The 16,275-nt window shown below is 55.1% G+C and carries 15 protein-coding genes and 1 other RNA gene; 6 read left to right on the plus strand and 10 right to left on the minus strand.

What is annotated here, in order from left to right:
• Positions 1-12: 12 nt before the first annotated feature.
• Together HM1_RS02925 and HM1_RS02930 are read left to right on the plus strand one after the other, a co-directional pair.
• Positions 13-1,584: an ATP-binding protein gene (locus tag HM1_RS02925; protein WP_041313189.1), complete on the plus strand. Its 1,572-nt coding sequence runs from the start codon at positions 13-15 to the stop codon at positions 1,582-1,584.
• On the plus strand, positions 1,581-3,386 hold the full coding sequence (locus tag HM1_RS02930) for a radical SAM protein (RefSeq protein ID WP_012281784.1): 1,806 nt from the start codon (positions 1,581-1,583) through the stop codon (positions 3,384-3,386). Before HM1_RS02925 ends, HM1_RS02930 begins: the two co-directional genes overlap by 4 nt.
• A 398-nt stretch (positions 3,387-3,784) precedes the next feature.
• Here the strand turns inward: HM1_RS02930 and ssrA are convergent.
• Positions 3,785-4,137: a transfer-messenger RNA gene (gene ssrA / locus HM1_RS14855) on the minus strand.
• 325 nt (positions 4,138-4,462) lie between these two features.
• Here ssrA and HM1_RS02935 point away from each other — a divergent pair.
• Entirely contained in the window at positions 4,463-5,656 is a 1,194-nt protein-coding gene (locus tag HM1_RS02935; protein ID WP_012281785.1) for a pyridoxal phosphate-dependent aminotransferase, read from the plus strand.
• Positions 5,657-6,005: 349 nt separating this feature from the next.
• On the opposite strand, the gene HM1_RS15685 is transcribed toward HM1_RS02935, so the two are convergent.
• Positions 6,006-6,275, minus strand: a complete 270-nt coding sequence (locus HM1_RS15685) for a hypothetical protein (RefSeq protein WP_187147832.1) — start codon at positions 6,273-6,275, stop codon at positions 6,006-6,008.
• Positions 6,276-6,361: 86 nt separating this feature from the next.
• Between HM1_RS15685 and HM1_RS15690 the strand changes: the two genes are divergently transcribed.
• Genes HM1_RS15690 through HM1_RS02950 form a run of 3 tightly spaced genes read left to right on the plus strand, consistent with a single transcriptional unit; the run spans position 6,362 to position 7,593 of the window.
• Positions 6,362-6,712 carry a spore coat associated protein CotJA gene (locus tag HM1_RS15690; RefSeq protein ID WP_049754017.1) on the plus strand — a complete coding sequence of 117 codons (351 nt, stop codon included), beginning with the start codon at positions 6,362-6,364 and terminating at the stop codon, positions 6,710-6,712.
• Between the two features lie 20 nt (positions 6,713-6,732).
• On the plus strand, positions 6,733-6,993 hold the full coding sequence (locus HM1_RS02945; RefSeq protein WP_012281788.1) for a spore coat protein CotJB: 261 nt from the start codon (positions 6,733-6,735) through the stop codon (positions 6,991-6,993).
• 27 nt (positions 6,994-7,020) lie between these two features.
• Positions 7,021-7,593, plus strand: coding sequence for a manganese catalase family protein (locus HM1_RS02950; RefSeq protein WP_012281789.1), 573 nt, complete (start codon positions 7,021-7,023; stop codon positions 7,591-7,593).
• Positions 7,594-7,816: 223 nt separating this feature from the next.
• On the opposite strand, the gene smpB is transcribed toward HM1_RS02950, so the two are convergent.
• The 8 genes from smpB to gpmI form a co-directional block, all read right to left on the minus strand.
• Positions 7,817-8,284 carry an SsrA-binding protein SmpB gene (gene smpB, locus HM1_RS02955; protein WP_012281790.1) on the minus strand — a complete coding sequence of 156 codons (468 nt, stop codon included), beginning with the start codon at positions 8,282-8,284 and terminating at the stop codon, positions 7,817-7,819.
• Between the two features lie 103 nt (positions 8,285-8,387).
• On the minus strand, positions 8,388-8,969 hold the full coding sequence (locus HM1_RS02960) for an HDIG domain-containing metalloprotein (protein ID WP_012281791.1): 582 nt from the start codon (positions 8,967-8,969) through the stop codon (positions 8,388-8,390).
• Between the two features lie 71 nt (positions 8,970-9,040).
• Positions 9,041-9,469, minus strand: coding sequence for a PaaI family thioesterase (locus HM1_RS02965; protein WP_012281792.1), 429 nt, complete (start codon positions 9,467-9,469; stop codon positions 9,041-9,043).
• The gene (gene tatB / locus HM1_RS16350; RefSeq protein ID WP_012281793.1) at positions 9,466-10,083 is read right to left on the minus strand and encodes a Sec-independent protein translocase protein TatB; all 618 of its coding nucleotides are present in this window, start codon (positions 10,081-10,083) and stop codon (positions 9,466-9,468) included. The genes HM1_RS02965 and tatB overlap by 4 nt, the downstream gene beginning before the upstream one ends.
• Before the next feature lie 195 nt (positions 10,084-10,278).
• Positions 10,279-12,336, minus strand: coding sequence for a sodium-translocating pyrophosphatase (locus HM1_RS02975; protein ID WP_012281794.1), 2,058 nt, complete (start codon positions 12,334-12,336; stop codon positions 10,279-10,281).
• 72 nt (positions 12,337-12,408) lie between these two features.
• Positions 12,409-12,633 carry a preprotein translocase subunit SecG gene (secG, locus tag HM1_RS02980; RefSeq protein WP_012281795.1) on the minus strand — a complete coding sequence of 75 codons (225 nt, stop codon included), beginning with the start codon at positions 12,631-12,633 and terminating at the stop codon, positions 12,409-12,411.
• A 481-nt stretch (positions 12,634-13,114) separates the two neighbouring features.
• Positions 13,115-14,404 carry a phosphopyruvate hydratase gene (gene eno, locus HM1_RS02985; protein WP_012281796.1) on the minus strand — a complete coding sequence of 430 codons (1,290 nt, stop codon included), beginning with the start codon at positions 14,402-14,404 and terminating at the stop codon, positions 13,115-13,117.
• Between the two features lie 143 nt (positions 14,405-14,547).
• Complete coding sequence (gpmI, locus tag HM1_RS02990; protein WP_041314453.1) at positions 14,548-16,071, minus strand: 2,3-bisphosphoglycerate-independent phosphoglycerate mutase; 1,524 nt, start codon at positions 16,069-16,071, stop codon at positions 14,548-14,550.
• Positions 16,072-16,275 lie beyond the last annotated feature (204 nt).

Consider the following 16,275-nt stretch of genomic DNA (forward strand, 5'->3'; position numbering starts at 1 on the left):
GGATTGAGAGATATGAAAGACTACGTATTTGGCGCGAACATCCTTGAAAACCTTACAACAGGAATGTACCAGGACTCCAAGGTAATCTACCGCGAGTACATTCAGAACGCCTGTGATCAGATCGATAAAGCCGTAAAAGATGAGATTTTGAAACAGGATGAAGGCACCATTAAGATATGGCTAGATCGTGATCAGCGCACCATTGTCATTGAAGACAATGCCACGGGTATTCCTGCCGCCTCTTTCCAACAAACGCTAGGAAATATTGCTGACTCCGACAAGAAAATCGGCGAAGACAAAGGATTCAGGGGTATCGGTAGGCTGTGCGGCCTTGCGTATTGTAAAGAACTTATTTTCATATCGTCAGCCAAAGGTGAGGACACTGTATCTTTAATGGTATGCGATGCCAAGAAGATGCGGGGGCTTATAGACGAGAACACGCGTGGCAAGAAGCACACTGCAAACGAAGTGCTGAATGCCATCAATCGTTTTGAACAAAAAAAGACAAACGATATTGATTCGCACTTCTTTCGGGTGGAGTTGATCGATATCAACCCAGAGAACACTGACCTACTCGATTTTCAACAGGTCAAGGACTATTTGTCGTTCGTCGCTCCGGTTCCTTACCAGAGTAGCTTTTATTACCGAACCGACGTTTACAAGCATGCTCAGGAACTCGGTGTTAAAATTGACGAATATAATATAACACTTAATGGGGAGCCGATATTCAAGAAATATACAACTATACTGAAGGACTCATCAACGGGTACAAAGTATGACGATATTTTCGGTGTCCACTTCCAGGACTTCTATAAAAACGGAGAATTGTTCGCGTGGATGTGGGTCGGTGTATCGAGGTTCCAGAAAGCTATCCCGAAGATCAATCAGATGCGCGGTCTACGATTGCGTAAAGAAAACATCCAGATTGGTGGTGAGGACGCACTACAGAAGCTATTCAAAGAGGACCGTGGCAACAGCTATTTTATCGGCGAGGTTTTCGCTGTGAACAAGGATTTGATCCCCAATTCACAGCGCGATTATTTCAATGAGAATCCTGCCAGAGCTTATTTCGAGCTTGAGCTGCGAAGATACTTCAATGAAGAGCTCCGTAAAATCTACTACACCGGCTCCACTATTAACAGCTCATACAAGAAAATTGATGCATACGAAAAAAAGAATACCGAGTTCAAAGAAAAAGATAAAGCAGGCGTCTTTGTCGATAAGGAGCATCGCGAACGCGAGCTAAAGGTCGTTCTTGAGTCAAAGAAGGAAGCGGAGAACGCACTGGAAAAAATCGATAAAATAAAAGACAAGGCCGATGGACTGATGCAAAAAGTCATCCAACGGATTGAAGTTGAGCGCCCTAAACCGGTAATTGCGGTAGTGGTGCCCCCTATAAAACCGCCGAAAGATGACGAAGAGGAGTCTGAAAAAAGCGGAATGTTTCGTCGTACAGACAGGCTTTCACAATATAACAAGGCAGAGCGCAAGCTTATTTCAAAGATATTTAGCATCATTACTTCGGTAACTGACAGCAAAACTGCTGAGATGATTATTAGCAAAATCGAGGAAGGTCTTCAATGAACCAAAAGATACTATTGATTGAACCAAATTACAAAAACAAATATCCGCCCATGGGCCTCATGAAGTTGGCTACCTATTACCGCAACCGAGGCGATGATGTCCGTTTTTTTAAAGGCGATCTCAAAGTGTTTGCAGCCAAGCTGTTGTGCGAAGAGTTTCTGGCGGAGGTGAAAGACCCTAAGCTGGGAAAGTACGTACCCAAGTTCATCGAGCATATTAAGACCGGCAAATTCGCTCCGCTCGACACGATTCCTAATTTCAGGAATAGTGAACAGGATGTGATCCTAAAGGAATACCGCCTTCGTTATAGAAACGGCATGTTCCCGCAGTTTGATGTTATCGGGATTACAACCCTGTTCACTTTTTACTGGCGGGAAACGATCGACACGATCAACTATGCTAAAAAGTTCTGCTCGGAAGATGGAAGGATCATCGTGGGGGGAATCGCCGCGAGCATTTTACATGATAAGATCTTGCAAGAAACCGGGATTGACCCTTTATGTGGCCTCCTGAACAAACCAGGCATGCTGGATGCCGATAATGAATACATCATCGACGAACTGCCGTTGGATTACTCTATCCTGGAGGAGATTGACTATCAGTATCCGGTTAATAACGCTTATCTAGCGTACATGACGCGAGGTTGCCATCGCAAGTGTGCTTTTTGTGCTGTCCCTAGCCTGGAGCCAGAGTACAAGGATTATATAGGGTTGAAGGAACAAATCAGGCTGGCCACTGAACGCTTTGGTCCACAAAAGAACCTACTGCTCATGGACAACAACGTTTTTGCCTCGAAGCATTTTGAAAAAATCATCGATGAAATCAAAGAGTGTGGGTTCGAACGAGGTGCTACATACATCCCAGAGAGTGAATACGACATCGCCATGAAGAACATCCGCGAAGGATATAACGTGCGGGCCTATACTAGGAAGCTCATCAAGCTTTATGACCGTATTTCCGATAGACTTTCGGAGGCAGAGCAGGCAGATTTCTATCTGGAACGCGAAAAACGTAACCTACTCTATGCGGAAGTGGCAAGCCCGGATGCGATCATCGAGTTTGATGAAAAAGCGCGCCCACTCTATGAGAAATACTTTAAACCTATCAAGCGTATGCGTATTATCGACTTTAACCAAGGCGTAGACGCTCGTCTTGTAACCGAGAAGAAAATGAAGAAACTAGCCGAGATCAACATCCGCCCGCTTCGGATCGCCTTCGACCACTACTCCATGAAAGACACTTATGAGGCAGCAATACGTACAGCAGTAAAGCACGGTATCACGGATCTGTCTAATTATCTGCTTTATAACTTTGAGGACCAACCTGACGATCTGTATTACCGCATGAAGATCAATATCGACTTGTGCGATGAGCTCGGCGTGACAATTTACTCCTTTCCAATGAAGTTCCACCCCATTGACGATCCTAAGTACTTCCAAAACCGCGACTACATAGGCAAACATTGGAACCGTAAGTTCATTCGAGCGGTACAGGCTGTTCTCAATTCAACGAAGGGTAAGATAGGCCGCGGGAAGTCCTTCTTTGAGGAGGCCTTCGGAAAAGATATTGACGAGTTCCATAAAATTCTATGGATGCCTGAAGCATTCATCATCCACCGCTTCAAGTACAAAGATAATCTAACTGCTGAGTGGTGGGAGAAATTCAATAGCCTTGATGAGATGCAGTTGAACAGACTCAAAGCAATCGTAGCAGCAAATGTGTTTGATGAAAATATAGCAACTGGTGATCCATCTGTAGACGAGGTGTTGAGGTACTATCAAGTAAGGCGTGACCCTAAATGACATGGATCTTACAGGCAGGGGGCTAAAGAGCATTGCTTTACATAAATTACTCCGCCTACAAAAAAATGGCTTATTGTCTGAGGATGAAACAACAACATTCCACAAGCATCGTTATAAGAATAGGTCCAACTTTTATCGAACGACTCATTTGGAACGTTTCCCCAATCTTTCAACGATTACCCGTTGGCGATGCACACCCCTGCTAACTTTCAACGATTACCCCATACCAATCCCACAGAAAAATACCAGGGAGTTTATTTCACTACGCCTTAATAACCTGCCATAGACATTAAAAGCCGCTCCGCTAAAACGCAGGAGCGGCTTTAATACCGGCTTTTTAGACAATATAAAAACCACCCACCGATAAAATTCTTTTTATCAATAGATGGTAGATAATCTGGTGGAGGCGGCGGGAGTCGAACCCAGCGTCCGAAGAAGAGCCAACAAAGGCATTTACGAGCGTATTCTGTCGTTTTAGATTTCGCCATCCTTCCGCACAACAGACAAAGCGTTGGTCAGGCTATCTCGATGAGTCTCGCCCGGACCTCCGAGAATTGGTCCGAGCCAGCTCCCTTAAATGACCCCTTACATCCTCACCGAGAGCACAGAGGAGAAGAGGTTAGACTGCAATTAAGCAGCTAAAGCGTAGTTTTCTTCGGCAATTAAAGCCTTCCGCCCTTTTTACGGTCCTGGCGGCAACCCGGCTCGCGTCCCAGGCCAACCCGTTCCCCGTCGAAACCATTACGCCCCCCTATTCAATATCCACCCGGCAGGAACGCTGTGGCGCCCACCCGGGTTTGTCGGTCAAACAGCCCAGCTATCCGCAGGCTGCATGACTATAGTGTATTTTAACACAAGGAAAGACCAAAAGCAATGCCATCCATCATTTTATTGAATTGGAGCGATTTGCAATCAGGCAAGACACGTAAAGAAAGACAAGCTCACGGGCAGGCATGGACTGGATGATGATGTATACAATATAATTCTAGCCAAATTGGGCGAAGGCTTTTTCATCGGGGGCCTTCATGCGTTACAATGGAGGATGTGATTTACTATCAGAGTTGGAGGGACCGTAAATGAATTTGTCAAAAAAAGGATTATCGATTCATCCTTCACCCACTTTATCGATAGACGCAAAAGCAAAGAAGATGCGTTCTGAAGGCGTCGATGTGATCGGCTTTGGTGCAGGCGAACCGGATTTCGATACACCTGATCATGTGAAACAGGCGGCCATCGCAGCGATTGAAGCGGGCTTTACCAAGTATACCCCGGCTTCGGGCACGTTGGAGTTAAAACAGGCCATCTGCGATAAACTGAAAGCAGAAAACGGTGTCGACTATGCGCCGGCGAACATCATCGTCAGCAACGGCGCCAAACACTCCTTGGTGAACGCCTTCGAGGCTATCTGCAACCCCGGCGATGAAGTCATCATCCCTGCGCCCTACTGGGTCAGCTATCCGGAGATGGTGAAACTGGTTGACGCCGTTCCCGTCTTCGTGTACACCACGGAAGAGAGCCGTTTCAAATTCACCGTCGAACAGATCAAGCAGGCTTTGACCTCGAAGACAAAAGCCCTCGTCCTGAACAGCCCGAGCAACCCCACCGGCATGGTCTATTCGAAAGAGGAACTGGCTGAGATCGCCGATCTGGCCGTCGAGTATGGCATTTTTGTCATTTCCGATGAAATCTATGAGAAGCTGATTTACGATGACTTTGAGCATGTGAGCATCGCTTCCATTAACGATAAGATCAAGGAACAGACGATCATCGTCAACGGCGTATCCAAGGCTTATTCGATGACAGGCTGGCGGATCGGTTACACGGCGTCCAATGCTCCCATCGCCAAAATCATGGCCAACATCCAGAGCCATGCCACGTCAAACCCGAACTCGATCGCCCAAAAGGCCGCCCTTGCTGCGATCACCGGTCCCCAAGACATCGTCGGCACGATGGTCGGCGAATTTGTCCGCAGAAGAGACTATATGGTCGAGCGGATCAACGCCATCCCGGGATTGTCCTGTCTCAAACCCAATGGCGCCTTTTACGTGATGATGAACATATCGAAGATCATCGGCAGTACCTTTGCAGGCAGGAGGATCAACGGTTCCGACGACTTCGCCGACCTGCTCCTGGAGCAGGCGCAGGTCGCTCTGGTTCCCGGATCGGGCTTCGGTATCGACACCCATGTCCGTCTGTCCTACGCCACCTCCATGGAGAACATCACGGAAGGTTTGAACCGAATCGAGAACTTTTTGCTCAGCCTCACCTAATCCTGCGCTCGAAAATGGCAGCCGGTGATTCAGCAGTCTACATCTTCCTTTTGCTGTCACCGCCTCACCTCATCTTATTCGCTCGATAACGGCGGCAAGGTCATTTTATGCCTGAGCATTTTTCCTTACAGCCTATCATGCCGCCCATTTCTGCAAACCATCTCTCCGCTTCAACGGATCCGCTGGAATTCATTCCATAATCGCGTACAGGTCTCGCCTCCCGGCGGGACCTTTTTTACTGTATTGGCATATGATGGAGCGAACATGAGGAGGTGCTCAATCGTCATGGATCGGAAACCACCGACCGGCTATCCGAAAGTGCCCTACACGCCGATAGCACCCGAGCGGATTATACCACCGCCGCCGCCACCACCGCCGCCACCGCCGCCACCGCCACCGCCGCCACCGCCGCCACCACCGCCACCGCCACCGCCGCCACCACCGCCACCGCCGCCGCCGCCACCGCCACCGCCGCCACGCCCCTGTCCGCCGCCACCGCCGCCACCACCGCCACCGCCACCGCCGCCACCACCGCCACCGCCACCGCCGCCACCACCGCCACCGCCGCCGCCGCCACCGCCACCGCCGCCACGCCCCTGTCCGCCGCCACCGCCGGCAAGACCCTGTCCGCCGCCTTGTCCGCCGAAGCACGAATGTGGGCTTCCTGAGCCCTGCCCGCAGGTCGAGCCGATTGCAGGCGAACCGATGCCCATCCCCCCTTGCGCGCCCATGCCGATGCCCATGCCGATGGAACCGATAGGGCGCCAACCGCTGCCGATACCGATGCCCATGCCCCCCTGCGCACCCATGCCTGTCGAGCCCGTCGCTCGTGAACCTATGGAACACCGGCCGGCACCCTGTGACCCATGCGAGTCATACGACCCTGCCATCACGGTACCGCCGGAGATGATGAAACCCGGTTGGAAACTGGCCCAGGCCTTTGTGCCTTACCAGCAGTATTGCCCGCCCTTCTACCCGCCTGCAGAAGCGCTCTGCAAGGGAACGATTTTCCCCGGTCTCTACCGCCCCTACTGCCACGACCGGCACCGTCGATGAGAGGGGAGGGAGGCTGACATATGGACCGGCACCAGTTAGAACTGCTCCGGCGCATCCAGGAATTGGAGTTTGTCGCCGTTGACTTGAACCTTTTTTTGGACACCCACCCGAACGACAAAGCCGCCCTGCGGGACTTTACCCGCGTCACCGATGAACTAAAAAAGCTGAAACACGCCTATGAACAACGGTACGCCCTATTGACAGTAGAAGGGTACTGCCCCGGACGGTACCCCTGGAACTGGATCGAGACGCCTTGGCCTTGGGAAATCGATTACTGCTGACGCGGTCGGGAGGGTAGATAACAAGCAATGTGGATTTATGAGAAAAAGCTCCAGTACCCCGTCCGAGTGGAGAAGTGCGACATCGGCATGGCGAAGTTCCTTTTCGCCCAGTACGGCGGACCTGATTCAGAGCTGGCCGCCGCGTTGCGGTACCTGACGCAGCGGTATACGATGCCTACGAAGAAGGCTAAGGGGCTGCTCACCGATATCGGCACAGAAGAACTGGCCCACCTGGAAGTGATCGCCACCCTCATCTACAAACTGATCGATGGTGTTCCGGCAGAAAAGCTGCGTGAAACCGGATTAGGCGGTTTTTATGCCCAGCACGACAATGCCCTCTACTATGCCGACGCCAATGGCGTTCCCTGGACAGCCGCCTATATTCAGGCAACCGGCGATCCTATCACAGATCTCCATGAAAACCTGGCAGCAGAACAGAAGGCCCGCGTCACCTATGAGCACCTCATCAACCTGACAGACGATCCCGGTGTCAAAGACGTCCTCCGCTTCCTCCGAGAGCGGGAAGTGGTCCACTTCCAGCGCTTTGGCGAGGCCCTGGACGATGTGCAGTTTTTTATGGATCGGAAGAGCTGTTACTGATGGTCTTCATTGCGTCATAGACATCGACGATACTCAAGATGAGCGCTTCGATAGGGATGACCTCTCCAGATAACCGCTAGGGATGGCTTTCACTATCCAGATGCTCATACCGCCTAACAAGGTACGCTGGCCCATCTTCGGCGTACGATCTCCGGTGTGGGGCTGTCACGATTAAAAAAGTGCGACCTGATGAAGGCCGCACTTTTTCCACTTTCTCTGTTGGTTACTCTCCCTTTTCCCGCTGCCGCATGGCTCGAGCCATCTCCCGTTCAGCATCGCGACGAGCGATGGCGTCACGCTTGTCGTAGAGCTTTTTCCCGCGAGCGATGGCCAGTTCCAGCTTGGCATAGCCCCGCTTTAAGTAGACGCGCAAGGGCACGAGGGTCAGTCCTTTTTGGTAGGTGGCAGCACTCAGCTTGCGGATCTCGTTCCGATGCAAGAGCAGCTTGCGGGTGCGCGTCGGCTCGTGGTTGAAGCTGTGGCCCTGTTCGAAGGGGCTGATGTGCATGTTGTAGAGCAGGACTTCCCCGTTTTCGACGCGGGCGAAGGCGTCTTTCAGATTGCCCTTGCCTTGACGGAGCGACTTGATCTCTGTCCCCTTCAGCGCCATGCCGGCCTCGTAGGTCTCATCGATATGGTAATCGTGGCGGGCGCGCCGGTTCTCGCAGAGGACTTTATGGCCGTCACCCATCCGGGCCCCTCCTTCCGTATTGTACCGTCATCACCGTTAGCCTCAGCATTCTTTTTATCTGATGGTTATGGAGCAACGAATCGCGGCGGTCAGCGGTTGCCTGTTATTTGCCTGCGATCCCGAGTTCTGGAGCAATCGCTTGCATGGCCTCGAGGCCGATGCTGATAAATACTTCGAGGCTCAGGTCGATCTCGCTGCAAGCCTCGATCTGATCGCGTCGGGCACCCCGGGCGAAGCTCTTTTCTTTGAACCGTTTCAGCAAAAAGTCGGTGTCTATGAGGCGCACGTCTTTTTCTTTTTTAATCAACGCACCGGCGACGATCAGGCCGGTCAAGGGATCGACGGCGTACAGGGCTTTGTCCATCCGGCTCAGGCGGGGCAGGCCGTGGACGTCGTTGTGGACGCGGACGGCGTAGACAACATCGTCCGGGTATCCCGCTTCAGCCAGGATGTCTGCGCCCACCTGGCTGTGCCGCAGGGGATCATCTTTTGTCTGGTCATAATCGATGTCATGCAGCAAGCCGGCCAGGCGCCACTTGGCCTCATCGGCACCAAACCGTTGGGCGAGGGCGCCCATGACAGCTTCACAAGCGAGCATGTGGTTAAAGAGGTTGCGGTTGCTGTTGTACCGGGCTAGGAGTTTCAATGCCGCTTCCCGCGACGGCAGATTAGATGGGGAGTCCATGGACACATCGGTTCCTTTCTCATCATCTTGTCAGGTATAATGCCTGGTCCAAAAGAGGCAAAGGCGCTGATCTACATTGCCGTCTCTTCAGAAGAGGCTGGTGCTGCGTGCACCAAAAAGCGCCCTGTCGCCTCCGCAGCGATGCGGCCGTCAGCGAGGACAGCCGTCGCTGACGCGTCGATCACCTTTCCTCGTTCCCGGACGATGCGAGCAGCAAAGCGAACCCGTTCGCCCGTCGGAACAGCATGGCGAAAACGAACCTCCATGCGGGCGGTGACGGCAGGGATGCCTCTCGACGACATGATCCGCCCCATCACCTCGTCGAGCACCGTTGAGACGATGCCGCCATGGGTGATGCCGGCGTAGCTCTGGTGCACCGCCCCGGGGGTGAAGTAGGTTACATAGTCGTCTCCTTCCCAGGCGAAGGCGAGCTTCAAGCCGATGGGGTTGTTTTGGCCGCAACAAAAACACATGCCGTCATCGGTCAGGCTGATCGTCATCGACGCTCACCATCCTTTTGTTCAATCTTCGCCGCCGGTTGCGCCGGTTTGTCTGTCTCTATGGACTTTTCTGCAGTCTTCCCAGCAGGGTCAAAGGTTGGCGAAATCGATTGGTCTTTCGATCGATCTTTCGATTGTTCTTTCGATTGTTCTTTCGGTTGGTCTGTCGGTTGGCCTGTCGATTGGTCTGTCGCTCGGTCTGTCGATTGGTCTGTCGATTGGTCTGTCGATTGGTCTGTCGATTGGTCTGTCGGTTGGTCTGTCGGTTGGTCTGTCGCTCGGTCTGTCGATTGGACGGCTGTTTGTTCGGTCCTTATTTCGGTCGCCCTTCCCAGCAGCCTTTCTTTTGCCTTATCTGCCACGTACCCTTTCGGGTCGGTCACTGCGGAACGGACTTCCCGGACAGGCGCGGCCACATCATCAACGGCAGACTTTATCTCTTTGACGGGAGCCATCGCTTCTTTCAATTGCGATGTAAGACCGTCGGCGGCTCGCCGGAATTCGCCGAGGGCCTTGCCGACGCTCCGTCCCACTTCCGGCAGTTTGCCGGGACCGAGGACGATGAGGGCAACGATGAAGATCAACAGGAGTTCGGGAAAGCCGATGTTGAACACGGCAAGGGCTCCTTTCCAGGGTAGGATAGACCTATTATAGCACATTTTGCCCGGTCCATAAAAAAACACCGAGACCATCGAAGGCCCCGGTGTCACTATCGGTCATTCCGAATTGGCTAAGCGGCGTCAAGGGAAGGATCGCACCCCGCCCCGTCTGGCGGCGGAGACAGGCGCGCCTGGTCGAAGGATCTTGCATTACAGGTTCAGGAAGGGGGCAATGATCAGGGAAATGGTGCCGGTCACCTTGATCAAGGCGTTCAAAGAGGGTCCAGCGGTGTCTTTGAAGGGATCGCCGACGGTGTCGCCAATGACGGCAGCGGCGTGGGCTTCCGTCCCCTTCCCGCCATGTTTACCGCTCTCGATGTACTTCTTGGCATTGTCCCAGGCACCGCCGGCGTTGGCCATGAAGATGGCTAACAGAACGCCTGCGACGGTGACACCGGCGAGCATGCCGCCTAATGCCTGTGCGCCAAAGCTGAAGCCGACGATGAGCGGCGTGATGACGGCCAAGAGGCCGGGGGCGATCATCTGACGAATGGCCGCCCGGGTGGAGATATCGACACAACGGGCATAATCGGGCTTGGCTTTGCCTTCCATCAGACCGGGGATCTCTCGGAACTGGCGGCGGACCTCACCGATCATATCAAAGGCGGCTTTGCCGACGGCCTCCATGGCAAAGGCACAGAAGAGGAAGGGCACGGTGCCGCCGATGAAGAGGCCGATGATGATCTTCGGTTCGAGCAGGTTAAGGACGAAGTGGCCGCCGGCTAAGGCGCTGGCGACGCCGGGCGATTTGATGACCTCTTCGGCGAAGGCGGTGAACAGCGCTAAGGCGGTGAGCGCTGCCGAACCGATGGCGAAGCCCTTAGCCACGGCAGCGGTGGTATTGCCGACAGCATCCAGCTTGTCCGTCTTTTTCCGGACTTCCGGCCCCAGCTCGGCCATCTCGGCGATGCCGCCGGCGTTGTCGGCGACAGGACCGAAGGAGTCGATGGCGACGACCATGCCAGCCGTGCAGAGCATGCCCATGGCGGCCATGGCAATGCCGTAGATCCCGGCGAACTGGTAGGAGACAGCAATCGCAATGACAATCACAATAATAGGTAAGGCTGTCGATTTGAGACCTACGCCGATGCCGGCGATGATGTTCGTAGCCGGGCCGGTCAGAGAGGACGAGGCGATATGTTGGGCCGGTTTATAGTTGTAGGAGGTGTAGTATTCGGTGACCCAGCCGACGGCCACGTTGACGAGCAGGCCGGCGACGACAGAGATCGTCAGGCCGATGGGCACACCGGAAGGAAATACCTTCGGATCGGCCGTGACGCCCTCGAAGAGGGAAGCGGCGATGAAGTAGGTGGCGATCGCCGTCAGGAAGTTGGTGCCCCAGAGGCCTTTGTTCAGGGCCATCTGCGGATCGCCGTCTTCGGTGGTGCGCACCAGAAAGGAGGCGATGATGGCGGCAATGATCCCGGCGGCGCCGATAAGCAGCGGGTAGTAAAGACCTTCCAGACGGCCCGGGAAGACGGTGACGCCGATCAACATGGCGGCGATGGTGGTGGCTGCATAGGACTCGTAGAGGTCAGCACCCATGCCGGCCGTGTCACCTACGTTATCGCCTACGTTGTCTGCGATGACGGCAGGGTTGCGCGGGTCGTCTTCCGGGATGCCGGCCTCGACCTTGCCGACCAGGTCAGCGCCGACGTCGGCCGCCTTGGTGTAGATGCCGCCGCCGACACGGGCGAAGAGGGCGATGACGGAGGCGCCGAAGGCGAAGGAGTTGATGATGACAGCATCCTCGAAGACGATGTAGAGGACGGAGACACCGAGCAGACCGAGTCCGGCGACAGACATGCCCATGACAGCGCCGCCGCGGAAGGCGACCGACAGGGCTTCATTGAGGCCGCGCATCGCCGCAGCCGTCGTCCGGGCGTTGGACTTGGTGGCGATGGTCATGCCCACATAACCGGCAACGGCGGAGAAACCGGCGCCGACCAGGAAGGAGATGGCTTGCCCCCAGGCAAGTTTCTGGTTGCCCCAGTTGCCGGCCAGCAAGGCGCCGAAGATGACCACCGCAAAGGGGATGAGGGTTTTGTACTGGCGGTTCAAAAAGGCCATGGCCCCTTCAAAAATCGCTTGAGAGATCTCTTTCATGCGCTGGGTCCCTTGGTCCTCTTTTAAGACGCTTACAGCCAGATAGGCGGCAAAGAGAAGGCCGACGACGCCGGCCACCGCCGCGATCAACGGGTAATTCACGGAGTGTTCACGCTCCTCATGTTCATTCCCGCAGTTCGAAAATCCCCTAATTCATTTTTCCCGCTTCAGTCATCAACCCACCATGGAAAGCCCCAGGGCACTGAGCAAGTAGATTGCAGCAAAGACCACCGTCAGCTTGCTGAGCAAGTCGTCGAGCCCTTTTTTCTTGCCAAAAAAGCTTTCAGCCCCGCCGGCGATCGCTCCAGACAGGCCGGCGCTTTTTCCCGATTGCATAACGACAGAGGCCATCAAGCCGATGCTGGCGATGATGTGAACAATGATGATAAATGTGGTCAACGTTACACCTCCCCTTATCGTAATCCTGACATTTGACATATGAATTTTAGCATGCCCACCAAATAAAGACAAGTCAGCGGCGCTGATCGTGAGCATTCCCGGTGAAAGGAGTGCAGCCTCTTCTATTTTTTTTATGAAAAGACGTTTACATCATCGCTTGCGACCCGCCAGGTCATGAAGGTTTTTGGCAAAAGACAAGAGGATCCGGGTCGGACACCCGGATCCCGCAGACATATTTTATCCTGAATCCATGCAATGCATACCATTTGTGGAAGCATCCCGGTTATCCGGCAAGGCCCCAGCCCCGAGTTGCCCTGTCGGATCGTTCCGAGATATTACCGACAAACCTCTGTTGCTGGGGAGCCTGATGCGGTTGCCAGAGTGCGATTTGCCGGGGCGCGATTTGCCGAAGTGCCGAGTTGCCGGGGCGCCGGATGCTAAGATGCCGAAGTGCCCGGGTGCCGAGGCCGTAGTGCCTCGCCTAACGCCGTTCGAGGTTGAAGAAGGTCTTCTTGCCGCGATAGAGGGCCTGCTCGTCCAGTTCTTCTTCGATGCGCAGCAGTTGGTTGTACTTGGCAACGCGGTCGGTCCGGGAGGGCGCGCCTGTCTTAATCTGTCCGGCGTTGACCGCGACGGCCAGGTCGGCGATGGTGGCGTCTTCCGTCTCGCCGGAGCGGTGAGAGATGACAGAGGTATAGCCGGCCCGGCGCGCCATTTCGATGGCGGCCAGCGTTTCCGTGATCGTGCCGATCTGGTTGACCTTGATCAAGATGGAGTTGCCGACACCCATCTCCATGCCCTTTTCCAGCTTCTCTGTGTTGGTGACAAAGAGGTCGTCGCCGACGAGCTGCACCCGCTTGCCGAGGCGGTCGGTGAGCAGTTTCCAACCGTCCCAGTCGTCTTCGTTCAGGCCGTCTTCGATGGAAATGATGGGGTAGCGGTTGACGAGGTCTTCCCAGTAGTCGACCATCTCGGCAGAGGACTTGACCTTCCCCTCCCCTTCCAGGTGGTACTTGCCGTCTTTGTACATCTCCGAAGCGGCGGCGTCGACGGCGAGCAGGATGTCCGTGCCCGGGTTGTAGCCTGCCGCCTTGACGGCCTCGATGATCACCTGGAGGGCTTCCTCGTTGGAAGACAGGTTGGGGGCGAAGCCGCCCTCATCGCCGACAGCCGTATTCATCCCTTTGCCTTTGAGCACCTTTTTGAGGGCATGGAAGACCTCAACGCCCATGCGCAGGCCTTCGGAAAAGCTGGTCGCGCCGACAGGCATGACCATGAACTCCTGGATGTCCACGTTGTTGTCGGCATGCTTGCCGCCGTTGAGGATGTTCATCATGGGGACAGGCAGTTCCCGGGCAAAAACGCCGCCCAGATACTGGTAGAGGGGCAAGCCGACAAACTGGGCCGCCGCTTTGGCGCAAGCCATGGAGACCCCCAGGATCGCGTTCGCGCCAAGGCGCCCCTTGTTGGGCGTGCCGTCCAGCTCGATCATGCGCCGGTCGATTTCCATCTGGCGGGTCACGTCCCAGCCGATCAGCTCCGGCGCGATTTCCAGGTTCACATTGTCGACAGCGTTCTGGACGCCCTTGCCCAGGTAGCGCTCCTTGTCACCATCGCGCAGTTCCACCGCCTCATAAGCGCCGGTGGATGCCCCCGACGGCACCGCCGCCCGACCCCGTGTCCCGTCTTCCAGCACCACATCGACCTCCACGGTCGGATTCCCTCGCGAGTCCAGGATCTCACGGGCATAGATTTCAGCGATCACAGACATCGAAACGATTCCTCCCACACGATTTGATTCTTAGGACTATCGTAAGCTATCTTTTGCCACAAGAGGGATTTCATCCAGCAGAAGACAAATTGGCTGTGAGCGATCTGAGCGGAGCAGTGAACAGGCCCATGCGTCCCCGACACCTACAGGATGAGGGACTTTCCCGTCATCTCCGGCGGCGCCTCCAGGCCGAGCAGTGCCAGCAACGTCGGCGCGATGTCCTCTAGGGCGCCGGCAGGGCGCAGTTGCCGGTCTTTGTGACGGTCGCTGACGAGGATGACGGGCACCAGATCGGTCGTATGGGCCGTATGGGGACCGCCATCATGGGGGTCGATCATCATTTCCACGTTGCCGTGGTCTGCCGTGATCAACAGGGCGCCGCCTTTTGCCAGCACCGCCGCTGCGACACGGCCCAGGCACTTGTCCACAGCCTCGACGGCCTGAATGGCTGCCGGCAGCATGCCTGTGTGACCGACCATATCGGGGTTGGCGTAATTCAGGATGATGACATCGTATTTTTCCGCCTCAATCTCAGCCAATACCCTGTCAGTCACCTCTCTGGCGCTCATCTCCGGCTGCAGGTTGTAGGTCGCCACTTTCGGCGACGGAACGAGAATGCGTTCCTCGCCGACGTTCGGTTCTTCCACGCCGCCGTTAAAGAAGAAGGTCACATGGGCATATTTCTCCGTCTCGGCGATGCGCAGCTGGCGCAAACCGGCCTTGGCGATCACCTCGCCGAAGGTGTTCTCCAGGTTCTGGGGCATGAAGGCCACCGGCGCATCGATGGTGGCGTCATACTGGGTCAGGCAGCAAAAATGCACCTGCGGCGCCAGGGGTCCGCGGTCAAAGCCGGAAAAGTCGGCGTCCACAAAGGCCCGCGTCAGCTGACGCGCCCGGTCGGCTCGGAAGTTGAAAAAGATCACCGAGTCGCCGTCCTTGATGGTTCCCTTCGGCTCGCCTTTGCCGTCGACGATCACCGTCGGCGGCACAAACTCATCGGTGACGCGGGCATGGTAGGCGGCTTCAACGGCGGAACGGCCGAGCGTCGCCTTTTCACCGCGCCCGTAGACCATGGCGTCCCAGGCTTTTTCAACGCGTTCCCAGCGCTGATCGCGGTCCATGGCGTAGTAGCGGCCGCTGACGGTGGCCAATTGTCCCCGGCCAAGCTGCCCCAGCTTCTTTTCCAGGGAATCGATGTACTCCTGGGCGTTAGCAGGCGGCACGTCGCGGCCGTCCAAAAAGGCGTGAACGAAGATCTGCTCGACGCCGCGCGCCGCGGCCATATCGAGGAGGGCAAAGAGATGGTCTATATGGCTGTGCACGCCGCCGTCGGAAAGCAGTCCCATCAGGTGGAGCCCCTTGTCGGTTCCTTTTAATCGGTCCATGGCCGCCGCGAGGACCTGATTTTTTTCCAGTTCTCCTGTCTCCACTGCCTTAGAGATGCGGGTCAATTCCTGGTAGACGACGCGACCGGCGCCGATATTCAGATGACCCACTTCAGAGTTGCCGATCTGCCCTTTCGGTAGGCCCACATACTCGCCGGAAGCCTGGATGGACGTATGTGGGTAGGTCTCCAGCAGGCGCTGATAGTTGGGGAGGCTGGCGATCTTCAGCGTATTTCCTTCCACATCTTCCCGCAGGCCCCAACCGTCAAGGACGATAAGCATGACCGGCTTCTGTTGCGTCGATGATAACAAGCGTTGTCACTTCCTTGCGCTGTCCCTTAGAGCGTTATCTCTTAAAGCGTTATCTCTTAGAGTCTGTCTAAAAACCCCCCTCAAGAGAGGGCAAAAAGCAAGACGTTTTTATATGGAAATCGGTGGAATTTAAAGGGAATTTGACTCTTCGCGTCGAAGGATATAGGTACAAAG

This window comes from Heliomicrobium modesticaldum Ice1, from assembly GCF_000019165.1.
Lineage (GTDB): Bacteria > Bacillota > Desulfitobacteriia > Heliobacteriales > Heliobacteriaceae > Heliomicrobium > Heliomicrobium modesticaldum.

Coding starts and splice junctions, on each gene's coding strand:
- smpB (WP_012281790.1), bottom strand. CDS start 8,284: ATGGGTGACGGCCATAAAGTCCTCTGCGAGAACCGGCGCGCCCGCCAC.
- HM1_RS02935 (WP_012281785.1), top strand. CDS start 4,463: ATGAATTTGTCAAAAAAAGGATTATCGATTCATCCTTCACCCACTTTA.
- HM1_RS02950 (WP_012281789.1), top strand. CDS start 7,021: ATGTGGATTTATGAGAAAAAGCTCCAGTACCCCGTCCGAGTGGAGAAG.
- HM1_RS02930 (WP_012281784.1), top strand. CDS start 1,581: ATGAACCAAAAGATACTATTGATTGAACCAAATTACAAAAACAAATAT.
- HM1_RS15690 (WP_049754017.1), top strand. CDS start 6,362: ATGCCCATCCCCCCTTGCGCGCCCATGCCGATGCCCATGCCGATGGAA.
- eno (WP_012281796.1), bottom strand. CDS start 14,404: ATGTCTGTGATCGCTGAAATCTATGCCCGTGAGATCCTGGACTCGCGA.
- HM1_RS02925 (WP_041313189.1), top strand. CDS start 13: ATGAAAGACTACGTATTTGGCGCGAACATCCTTGAAAACCTTACAACA.
- HM1_RS02945 (WP_012281788.1), top strand. CDS start 6,733: ATGGACCGGCACCAGTTAGAACTGCTCCGGCGCATCCAGGAATTGGAG.
- HM1_RS02960 (WP_012281791.1), bottom strand. CDS start 8,969: ATGGACTCCCCATCTAATCTGCCGTCGCGGGAAGCGGCATTGAAACTC.
- HM1_RS02965 (WP_012281792.1), bottom strand. CDS start 9,469: ATGACGATCAGCCTGACCGATGACGGCATGTGTTTTTGTTGCGGCCAA.
- gpmI (WP_041314453.1), bottom strand. CDS start 16,071: ATGCTTATCGTCCTTGACGGTTGGGGCCTGCGGGAAGATGTGGAAGGA.